The organism is Streptomyces muensis (assembly GCF_021474425.1).
GTDB classification, from domain to species: domain Bacteria; phylum Actinomycetota; class Actinomycetes; order Streptomycetales; family Streptomycetaceae; genus Streptomyces; species Streptomyces muensis.
In genome coordinates this window covers 1-9,844 of the sequence record NZ_JAKEIP010000287.1, presented here as the reverse complement: position 1 = coordinate 9,844, position 9,844 = coordinate 1, and the positions used below count along the sequence as shown (strand labels likewise).

Here is a 9,844-nt window from a genome sequence, read left to right as displayed (position 1 = left end):
CGCCTTGCGGTGGGTTGTGGGTCGGGGCCGCGCCGGGGGGTGTCCGTCCTCGGTCGGGCGGCTCGGTTGCTTTGAGATGTGCTCGGCGTTGACGCCCGCCGCTGCGGGCGGACACCCCCCGACACGGCCCCTTGCCGCCGTACGCGGCTGCGGGTGTGTGGGGGTGCGCCGCCCTCGGAATGCTAGGTGTGCGTTGTTTCGGTGTCGGCCGAAGTGACACGGGACACAATCTTGAATCTTCAGCAACCTTTGCGTTCTCGGTGGCGACCGCAGGGCATGACTTCCGCACGACACCCCGGCCACCGCCGGGCCCACTTCGCCCGTAAGCCCCTCATCGCGGGCCTCGCCGCCACCGCCGCCCTGGTCGGAGCCTGGTACGCGACCGCCGGTGCCGCCCCGAGCGCCGCGCCCACGCTCACGCCGACGACCACCGGAGTGAGTCTGCCGGCCAAGTTCCCGTATCTGTCGGCCGGTTACAACAACACCCGTGAGTGGACGCGCACGGCGACCGCGGTGGCGCCGAACGGCACCCTGCGCGTCGCGTGGCCCGCCGCGGACGGTGTCCATGTGACCCCGTTGACCGCGGCCGGGAAGCGGTCGGGTGCGGACACGGTCGTCAAGGGCACCAAGGAGGTCGGTGGGCTCGTCGCGCACAACGACGGCTTCGCGCTGCTCACCCGGGTGGCCGACACGAACAAGTGGAAGGAGACGGCCGCCGCGATCGTGCGCTACAGCAACGGCAGGCAGACCTTCCGCACCAAGCTGACCGGCGCCTCGTCCCACGACACGTCCCCGACTCTCGACGGCCAGCTCACCTGGAACGGCAGCAAGTACGGCGCCTACTTCGTCGTGCACGGCGCGGGCGGCTTCGCCGACGGGCACTTCGGCGACAAACTGTCGTACGTCAGCGCCAAGGGGGCCAAGCTCAGTGGTGGCTGGAGCTGGGGGTGCAGCCACAACGAGGGCATCGCCCTGCACCCCGAGAAGACGGGCGCCTTCACCTCCCTCTGCTTCGACGACTGGCGTTCGGGGCTGTTCGTGTCGACGGGGATCGGCGCGCCCGACGTCGCCCCGGTCGTGCAGCGCGAGCAGTGCTGGGCGGGTTACTGCGGCGGCACGTTCCCGAGCCGTACCGGTGATCTCGTGAAGTCCACCGGCGGGCGGTACGCCACCGCCTTCGCCTCCCGTGGCGCCGCCTCCGCCAAGAAGAACCCCGCCGACTCGTCCGGCCGAGGCTGGACGGTCACGCCGAAGACCGGCACCCACCAGGTGGCGGTCGCCTTCCTCAAGAACCGCAACTCCGGCCCCGGCAAGGCGATCCGCCTCTCCGACACCAAGGGCACGGAGCACGTCAACGTCCGCCTCGCCCCGTACGGCAAGGACCGGCTGCTGCTGTCCTGGGAGTCGCTGAAGAACGCCAAGTGCAAGGCCGGTACCTGCACCGGCACGTTCACGGGCACGAGCTTCAGGCTCATCGACTGGAACGGCAGGTTCAAGAGCGCCACGAAGGTCGTCTCCACCCGGATCACCGGTGACATCGCGGTCCAGAAGGACGGCACGCTGACCTGGGCCTCCGTACCCGTCAAGCCGTCGTACGCGACGCCCCTGGCTGGTGCCTCCCCGACCACGAAGACGCTTCAGATCGCCCGCCTCAAGCCCTGAGGTCGAAGGTCGTAGTCTTGCGGCGATCATCATCGCGGCGCGGACACGGCCAGAACACACGGGGGCTCGCATGACCATTCACCGACCGGGGCGGCCGGACGACCTTCCGCCGGGCGAGGTGCTGTGGGCGCGGTGGGCGCTGCTCGCCGCCGTCCAGGCGACCGCCAAGGGGGAAGAGTGCCCGAGCGGGCACCGGACCGGTGGCTGGATCGATGAGGCGGGCCTGCACTGGGACGACGCCGGCTGCACCTGGTGGGCCATGTCCAGGATGGGCGAGGGCCGGTTCGTGCTCTACGGCGAGGACGAGTCGAGCGGCGTGAAGTGGCACAAGCCGCCGATCGACATGCTGGCCGGCGGCCCCGACTGGCTGCCGTACGAGGAGCTGCGGGACCGGCTCGAAGGATACGAACTGGGCTGCGTCTACTGGTACGAGGACGGGGCGTGGAGCCGGGCGCCCTACCCCGACAGCCTCGGCGACGACGGCCTGGACTGCGGCATGAGCGACTTCGTCGACCGCGGTGACCTGCTGCGCGAGCTGGCGCTCTACCTCGACGACACGGGCGACGGCTCGGGCAGGGACCGCCTCCTGGCCGACGCCGAGGCGCACCGGCTGGACGCCCGACTGCTGCTGGAGCGCCTGCGCTCCCACGCCGACGGTGACCCGCTGGACCCGCCCGCCGTCGCCAGGGCGCTGGACCGGGCGGGCATCACCGATCAGGAGGTCAGGCGCTAGCCGTCTCGACCCGTACACCGTTGTCGTCCGCGAACCGCACGCGGACGGTAGGTCCGTCATGCCAGCGGACGTGGATCTCAGGGGCCTCGGTCACGCGCACGGTCACCAACTCGTCGAGCGGCGCGGGTTCCGGCTCTGCCGTGAGGCGGACGAGGGCTACGAAGAGAGTGGGTGCGGGGGCGGTGACGCCGGTGAGGTCGTCGTCGAGTCCGGCGATCGGGCGGAGTTCGGCGTGGATACCGTCCTGTGCGGCCCACCCCGTGATCCGGACCGGCGTTCCCGGCGCCGCGCCCGTCACCAGGTGGGCCCGTACCTCCACGGCGCCCTGCGCGAGGACCACGCTCGTCACCCGTGTCCCGTCGCCGACCGAGTGCCGGGAGGCCGCCCAGCCGTCGCCGGTGCCCAGCGGCACGATGTCCGTGCGGCTCGGATCGTCGCCGACGATCACGCTGTTGTCGTACGTCGGGGCGGGCGCGGTCACCGTCGAGTAGGCGAGGCGGGTGTAGTACGGGTCGTAGCGGACGTCCTCGCTGCCGTGGTTGTGGAGGCGGACCAGGCCGTCCGCGCTGGTGGACTGCAGGAGCCAGTTGGGGGCTGCGATGGCGGTGACCGCGTCCGTGCGCTCGGCGGGGGCGGGTTCCTCCGTCGCCGTCCACACCTCGTGGTCGGCGGGGAGGAGCAGGCCGAGGAAGCCCTTGCTCGCCCAGTACGGGGACGCCGGGCCCGAATAGCCTTGCAGGACGGTCTCGTCGGGGCCGTGCCAGCCGAGGGTCAGCAGGCCGTTGGGGTCCACGGCCCCGCGCTCCAGGAAGTACTTCAGCGCGCCGGAGGACAGCCGGCGGGTCTCGCCCGGGGTGAGCGGTGTGCGGCCGGTGAGGGCGCCGAGCCACAGCGGGGCCGTGGTCGCGAAGCGGTAGGTCAGGGAGCGGCCCTGGTGCATGGGGGCGCCGTCGCCGCCGAAGAGGCGGGCGTAGTCCTCCAGGTGGCGGGAGAGCCGGCCGCCGTACAGGTCGAGAAGGCGTTCGTCCTCGGCGAGCCAGGCGTGCAGCACCGGGTAGAGGTGCATCGCCCAGCCGTTGTAGTAGTCGAACTTCCGGCCGTCGCCGTCGGTGTACCAGCCGCCGCCGACGTACCAGTCCTCGATGCGTTCGAGGCCTCGGTCGATCGCCTTGCGGGACTCCTCGGCCTCGTGGCCGATCTCCTGGAGGAAGCCGCCCACCGTCACCGGGAACAGCTCCCAGTTGCAGGGCCAGGCCTCGGCGGTCAGCCCGTCACCGAGCCAGGCCGCCGCCCGCTGCCGCACCCCGTCGTCCAGCCGGTCCCACAGCAGCGGCCGGGTCAGCCGCAGCGCGAGGGCGATCGAGGCGGCCTCGACCAGGGGCTGGCTGCGGTCCTCGATGCGGGGCCAGACGCCCGAGACGCCGGCCGCGAGTCCGTCGGCGTAGCGCTGCAGCGCCGTCTCGTCCCGGCGGAAGGCCGCCAGCAGGAGCGTACGGGCGTAGCCCTCCAGGCCGTCGGAGAGGCGGCCCGACCAGCTCTGGCGCTCCCCGGGGAAGTGGTAGAGGGCGCGGTCCTCGGTGGCGTACGGCTCCACGGCGGCGAGCAGGGCGTCGGCGGCCGCCTCCCAGTGGGCGCGGGTGTAGCCGGTGCGCGGGCTCAGGGCGGGGTCTTCGGGAGGCAGGTGCATCGGTTCTCTTTCTCGCCGGCTCGGTACAGACCTGGGGCGTCCCGGTTCCGGTCGGAACGCCCCAGGGGTTCATCCCACCCGCACCTTGCCCAGGGCGTGTCTTTCGGCCCAGCCCTGGTCGCGGGGTCTGGTGCGTGCATCTGCCGCGTTGTCGTCGGTCGCCGACGCTCCGCGTCGACTCCCTCCTCCGCCTTGCAGCTGCACGCACCAGACCCCGCTCACCCTCATTCAAGAGGTGCCGTCAGGCAAGGTCGGGCTGGGCCGAAAGACACGCCCTGGCACCAGATGCCGGGCGACGAGTTCGTCGCGGACGAGCTCCGCGTACACCGTCGCGCCGTGCACCGAGGTGTGGGTGTTGTCGCGCTTCTCGTTGTAGAGGTACAGCGCCTTGGAGGCCTCGACGCCCAGGGACTCCACCAGCGCCTTGGTCTTCGCCGTCAGGTCGATCAGCGGGACGTCGTGGGCGGCGGCGACCGAGCGGATGACGGCGGGGTGGTCCACGCCGAGGCCGTTCACCAGCAGGGCGGTGCCGTTGTCGAGCGTGCCGTCGGCGTTGAACCAGCGGCGCACGATCGGGGTGACGAGGACCGGCTCGCCGCGCTGCTCGCGGACGCCCGCGACCAGGGCCTCCAGGTTGGCGCGGTAGGTCGCCTCGTCGGTGGTCTTGTCGTTGTGGGCGAGCTGGATCAGGACCAGGTCGCCGGGGCGCATCCGCGGCTGGACGGTGGCCCAGAGGCGGGAGTCGGCGAGGTAGGTGACCGTGCTCTCGCCGGAGTCGGCGTGGTTGGCGACGGAGACGCCCTTGCGGAGGTACTGCGGGAGCTGCTGGCCCCAGCCGGTGTAGGGGTCGGCGGGCTGGTCGCAGACCGTGGAGTCGCCGACGAGGAAGATCTGGCGGGCGTGCCGGGCCGGGGTGACCTGGATGTCGGCGAGCGCGGGGGCGGCGCCGCCGAGCCGGAGGTCGAGGCCGGGGGTTCCGTCGGGGCCGGTGGGCTCGCCCTCGGGGGTGCGGACGCTCACGGTGAAGCTGCGGGCCACGCGCTCGCCGGCCGGGGCGGGGGTCTCGGGGAGCAGGGCACGGCGGGTCTCGCCGGTGACGCTGGTGCTGGACGCGGCCTCGCCGCCGAGGAGGACCTTCACGTCGTACGTGCCGGGCGGGACGTCGAAGTGGCAGGCGGTGGCGGTGCAGTTGGCGAGGCCGAGGGGCCGCCGGCCGTCGTACGACCCCTGCGCCTGGGCCGGTACGGCCGTCAGGCCGGTGCTCAGCGTCAGCGCCGCCAGGACGGCGAGGTTGAAACGTCTCATGCGTCGGCTCCTCCACAGGACGACAAGGCCTGGCGCTGGACCGTACCCGTTTCCGCAAGCGCTTTCTAGACCTCGGTCTGATTTCACAAGACTGCCAACTTCTCCGCCACGAAAGCCCTTTCGCGAAATCGATTCAACTGTCACCCTCGCTCTCACCCGCACCACCCCCACAGCGCTCGAAGCACCCCTCGAACACGTCTCGAGCACCTCTCGAAGGAGGCACCCCCCATGTCCGCATCCACCGGCAGACCGGTCCGACGCCGTACCTTCGTGCTCGGCACCGCGGCCGCCGCAGGCACGGCCGCGCTGAGCGGCACCGCGTCCGCCGCGGCCTTCGGCTGGAGCGACGACGGGTCGAACTACGTCGTCGACACCGGCGCCGACCTCGTCTTCAAGGTCAGCAAGTCCAACGGCGACCTGACCTCGCTGAGCTACCGGGGCACGGAGTACCAGGGCTACGGCGGCATGAACTCGCACATCGAGTCCGGCCTCGGCAGCTCCTCCGTGTCCATCAGGCAGTCGGGTTCGACGATCCTGATATCGGTGGCGTACGGCACGCTGCGGCACTACTACGCGGCCCGCAGCGGCGAGAACAACATCTACCTGTGGACCAACAAGGCCGACACGTCGGTCTCCGCGACCCGCTACATCCTGCGCGTGAGGAAGGGCCTGTTCCTCAACGACGAGCCCGACTCCTACACCTACACGAACAGCACCATCGAGGCCTCCGACGTCTTCGCGAAGTCCGACGGCCAGACCCGCTCGAAGCACTACTCCAGGCTGCGGGTGATGGACTACGACTACATCGGCTGGAAGACCGGCAGCGTCGGCCTGTGGATCGTGCGCAGCAACCACGAGAAGGCCTCCGGCGGCCCGTTCTACCGCTCGCTGCTGCGCCACCAGAGCGCGGACGGCGGCGGTCTGTACGAGATCCTGTACTACGGCCAGAACCAGACCGAGGCACAGCGGTTCGGCCTCCAGGGCCCGTACGTCATCGCCTTCACGGACGGCGGGGCGCCCTCCTCGTCGCTGTTCCCGGGCACGCTCACCACCTCCTGGGCAGACTCGCTCGGCATGTCCGGGTACGTCGGCGCGGGCGGGCGCGGACGGGTGGCCGGGGTCGGGATCTCCGGGCGGAACACGGCGTACCCGTACACGGTCGGGCTCGCCAACCCGACGGCCCAGTACTGGGGTTCGGCGCGCGCGTCCGACGGCTACTTCTCCATCGGAGGGGTGCTGCCGGGGACGTACACGCTGACCGTCTTCAAGGGCGAACTCGCCGTGTACACGGGGTCGGTGACGGTCACGGCCGGTGGCACGACCACCCTCAACACGATCGCGATCCCGTCCTCGAACGACCCGTCCAACGCGAGCGCGATCTGGCGGATCGGCGACTGGAACGGCACGCCGAGCGGGTTCAAGAACGCCGACCTGATGACGTACGCGCACCCGTCCGACGTCCGGGCCGCGTCCTGGACCGGCAACGTCGTCATCGGCAACAACGAGACGGCGGCCTTCCCCTGCTACCTCTGGAAGGACGTCAACAGCGGGATCCTGGTGTACTTCCGGCTGACGGCGGCCCAGGCGGCGGCCGCGCACACCCTGCGGATCGGGGTGACGACGGCGTACGCCAACGGCCGCCCCCAGGTGTCGGTCAACGGCAACTGGACCTCCGCCATCCCCTCCCCGCCCACCCAGCCGAACACCCGGTCGCTGACCAACGGTTCGTACCGGGGCAACAACCACACGTTCACGTACAGCGTGCCGGCGTCCGCCTGGCTGACGGACTCCGGCCAGTACAACGTGCTGAGGATCGACGTGGTGAGCGGTTCGGGGACGACGGGCTATCTCAGCGCGGGCACGGCGATCGACGCGATCGACCTGCTCGCCTGACGGCATCTCATGTCCCGCGCGTCCACTGCTGGTTCGTGCCGCCGTTGCACGTGTACGTGATGATCGCGGCGCCGTTGGCGGTGGACGCGCCGTTCACGTCCAGGCACTCCCCGGTCGCGCGGGACTTGACGTTCACGTAGGAGCCGGTGGTGGTGAGCGACCACTGCTGGCCGGTCGAGGAGGCGTTGCAGTTCTCCTGGGTGACCGTGTTCGCGTTCTCCTGGACGCACAGGGAGCTGTTCCTGACCATCAGCTGGTAGTAGCCGCTGCCGACGGACTTGAACCAGTACTTCTGGTTGTTGCCGCCGTTGCAGTCGTACTGCTTGATCTGGGCGCCGGCCCACAGCGACTGGCTGGTGACGTCGGCGCACCGGCCGCTGTGCCGTGCGACGAGCGTGTTGTACGTGGCGCTCGTCCCGCTGATCGACCCGGTGGCCGTGTCGATGGTGACCTCCGGGGACCAGGACATGGACATCGACGTCGAGGAGGGGAAGGTCAGCGGCAGCCAGACGTAGCGGGAGTCGTTGACGGTGCCGCCGAAGGAGTTGCCCCAGCGGTCGCCCATGTAGAGGTACGAGGTGGTCGACGTGCCCTGCACGGGAAGGACGTACGCGGTCTGCGAGCCGTAGGTCGTGGAGTCGCCGATGTTCTTCATCGCGGTCCACGGTCCGGCGATGTTGGTGGCCGTGGCGTACTGCTGCTGGTTGGGGTTCCAGCCGGTCGCGCCCGACGTCAGCATGAAGTAGACGCCGTTGCGCTTGAACAGCGCGGGGGCCTCGCGGTGGCCGCCGTGCCAGGGGTCGGCGACCAGGGCGGCGATGCCGGTGTAGTCGCTGGTCAGGCGGTAGATCTGCAGGTCGTAGTTCTCGCGGGCGGCGGAGGCCATGTAGCCGGTGCCGTCGGTGTCGACGAAGACCGTGATGTCACGGGACATGTGCTGGCCAAGCGGGCGGAAGCTGCCGCGCCAGGTGTAGTTGCCGTCCACGGTGTCGGAGACGGCGACGGCGGCGCGGGCCTCGCTGTAGTCGGTGCCGTTCTCCTTGTGCATCCACATGACGAACTTGCCCGTGGCGGCGTTGTACATGACCTTCGGGCGCTCGATGTTGGCGGTGGCCAGCTCGGTGGCGCTGGACTGGGTCAGGACGTGGTTCCTGAACTCCCAGTTCTTCAGGTCGGTGGAGCGGTAGGCGTCCACGTAGCGGAAGGTGTTGTCGGCGTTGCGGTGCTCGCCGAACCAGTAGTAGTAGGAGCCGACCTTGATGACGCCGCCGCCGTGGGCGTGCACGGGGTTGCCCGAGGGGTCGGTGAACTGGGTGCCGTTGGTGATGGTCTGGGGTGCCGCCTGGGCCGGTCCCGCGGTGACCAGGGCGGCGGCCAGGGCCACGCAGAGGGCGAGCAGAACCGCGTACGCACGTCTCATCGTCACGCACTCTCCTTCACGGTCGCGGCGGTGGCGTCCGCCACGGGTATGCCGAAGTCCGGGGTGCCGTCGGGGTTCCAGCCGAGCTTCTGGATACGGGTGTGGCGGTTGGGGTCGTTCAGCGGGTCGCCGACGATCTCCTTGTACTGGCGGGCGTGGTAGACGAGGACGTCGCTGCGGCCGTCCTCGGCGACGGTGAAGCAGTTGTGGCCGGGGCCGTACTGCTTGGTGGTGTCGTTGCTGGTGAAGACCGGGGTCGGGGACTTGGACCAGCTGGCCGGGTTCATCAGGTCGGCGTCGGCGTCGACGGTGAGCATGCCGACGCAGTAGTGGTGGTCGGTGGCGGAGGCCGAGTAGGTGAGGAAGATCCGGCCGTTGCGCTTGAGGGCGTACGGGCCCTCGTTGACCTTGAACCCGACGCACTCCCAGTCGTACTCCGGGGTGGACAGCCGGATCTGAGGACCCTTCAGGGTCCAGGGGTTGGCCATCTCGGAGAGGAAGAGCCCGGTGTTGTTGTCCAGCCCGGGTTCGTGCTGCGCCCAGCACAGGTAGCGGGCGCCCCGGTGGGTGAAGGTGGTGGCGTCCAGGGAGAACGTCTCCCAGGCGGTCTTGACCTGGCCGCGCTCCACCCAGGTGCCCTTGAAGGGGTTGGGGTGGGAGTTCTCCAGGACCCAGATGCGGATCTTCCACACGTCCTCGGCGGGCGCGGAGGCGAAGTAGATGTACCACTTGCCGCCGATGCGGTGCAGCTCCGGCGCCCAGATGTGAGCGCCCATGTCGCCGGTCGGGTGGGCCCGCCAGATGACCGACTCGGCGGCCGTGGTCAGGCCGTTCAGGGTGCGGGAGCGGCGCAGGATGATGCGGTCGTACTCGGGGGCGGTGGCCGTGAAGTAGTAGTGGCCGTCGGTGTGCCGGTGGATGTGGGGGTCGGCGCGCTGCTGGACGAGGGGGTTCATGAAGGGGGCTGCCTTCGGGGGCGCGGCGTGGGCGACACCGGGGAGGGCGGACGCGGCGGTCAGGGCGCCGGCGGCTGCGGCGCCCTTCAGCAGCAGTCTGCGGCTGGGGACTTGAGAGGTTGGGGGGAGGTGGGGCAGGTCGTCTGCGCGGCTCATGCGGACTGCCTCTCGGGTTCTCGGAGGGGGGT

The 9,844-nt window shown here is 70.4% G+C and carries 7 protein-coding genes; 3 read left to right on the top strand and 4 right to left on the bottom strand.

The window, feature by feature from the left end; all coding sequences use genetic code 11:
* The first annotated feature begins 276 nt into the window (after positions 1 to 276).
* Both L0P92_RS37840 and L0P92_RS37835 read left to right on the top strand, forming a co-directional pair.
* Positions 277 to 1,662: a hypothetical protein gene (locus tag L0P92_RS37840; protein WP_234767615.1), complete on the top strand. Its 1,386-nt coding sequence runs from the start codon at positions 277 to 279 to the stop codon at positions 1,660 to 1,662.
* 70 nt (positions 1,663 to 1,732) lie between these two features.
* Positions 1,733 to 2,395, top strand: coding sequence for a hypothetical protein (locus tag L0P92_RS37835; protein ID WP_234767614.1), 663 nt, complete (start codon positions 1,733 to 1,735; stop codon positions 2,393 to 2,395).
* Here L0P92_RS37835 and L0P92_RS37830 read toward each other — a convergent pair.
* Together L0P92_RS37830 and L0P92_RS37825 are read right to left on the bottom strand one after the other, a co-directional pair.
* The gene (locus L0P92_RS37830; protein ID WP_234767613.1) at positions 2,385 to 4,082 is read right to left on the bottom strand and encodes a DUF2264 domain-containing protein; all 1,698 of its coding nucleotides are present in this window, start codon (positions 4,080 to 4,082) and stop codon (positions 2,385 to 2,387) included. The genes L0P92_RS37835 and L0P92_RS37830 overlap by 11 nt on opposite strands.
* A gap of 228 nt (positions 4,083 to 4,310) precedes the next feature.
* A complete protein-coding gene (locus L0P92_RS37825; RefSeq protein WP_234767611.1) occupies positions 4,311 to 5,387 on the bottom strand; it encodes a rhamnogalacturonan acetylesterase in 1,077 nt (358 codons plus the stop codon).
* Between the two features lie 228 nt (positions 5,388 to 5,615).
* Between L0P92_RS37825 and L0P92_RS37820 the strand changes: the two genes are divergently transcribed.
* Entirely contained in the window at positions 5,616 to 7,280 is a 1,665-nt protein-coding gene (locus L0P92_RS37820) for a rhamnogalacturonan lyase B N-terminal domain-containing protein (RefSeq protein ID WP_234767610.1), read from the top strand.
* A 7-nt stretch (positions 7,281 to 7,287) separates the two neighbouring features.
* On the opposite strand, the gene L0P92_RS37815 is transcribed toward L0P92_RS37820, so the two are convergent.
* Both L0P92_RS37815 and L0P92_RS37810 read right to left on the bottom strand, forming a co-directional pair.
* The gene (locus L0P92_RS37815; RefSeq protein WP_234767616.1) at positions 7,288 to 8,700 is read right to left on the bottom strand and encodes an RICIN domain-containing protein; all 1,413 of its coding nucleotides are present in this window, start codon (positions 8,698 to 8,700) and stop codon (positions 7,288 to 7,290) included.
* 2 nt (positions 8,701 to 8,702) lie between these two features.
* Positions 8,703 to 9,812: a glycoside hydrolase family 43 protein gene (locus L0P92_RS37810; protein WP_234767609.1), complete on the bottom strand. Its 1,110-nt coding sequence runs from the start codon at positions 9,810 to 9,812 to the stop codon at positions 8,703 to 8,705.
* Positions 9,813 to 9,844 lie beyond the last annotated feature (32 nt).

Coding starts and splice junctions, on each gene's coding strand:
- L0P92_RS37840 (WP_234767615.1), top strand. CDS start 277: ATGACTTCCGCACGACACCCCGGCCACCGCCGGGCCCACTTCGCCCGT.
- L0P92_RS37835 (WP_234767614.1), top strand. CDS start 1,733: ATGACCATTCACCGACCGGGGCGGCCGGACGACCTTCCGCCGGGCGAG.
- L0P92_RS37830 (WP_234767613.1), bottom strand. CDS start 4,082: ATGCACCTGCCTCCCGAAGACCCCGCCCTGAGCCCGCGCACCGGCTAC.
- L0P92_RS37825 (WP_234767611.1), bottom strand. CDS start 5,387: ATGAGACGTTTCAACCTCGCCGTCCTGGCGGCGCTGACGCTGAGCACC.
- L0P92_RS37820 (WP_234767610.1), top strand. CDS start 5,616: ATGTCCGCATCCACCGGCAGACCGGTCCGACGCCGTACCTTCGTGCTC.
- L0P92_RS37815 (WP_234767616.1), bottom strand. CDS start 8,700: ATGAGACGTGCGTACGCGGTTCTGCTCGCCCTCTGCGTGGCCCTGGCC.
- L0P92_RS37810 (WP_234767609.1), bottom strand. CDS start 9,812: ATGAGCCGCGCAGACGACCTGCCCCACCTCCCCCCAACCTCTCAAGTC.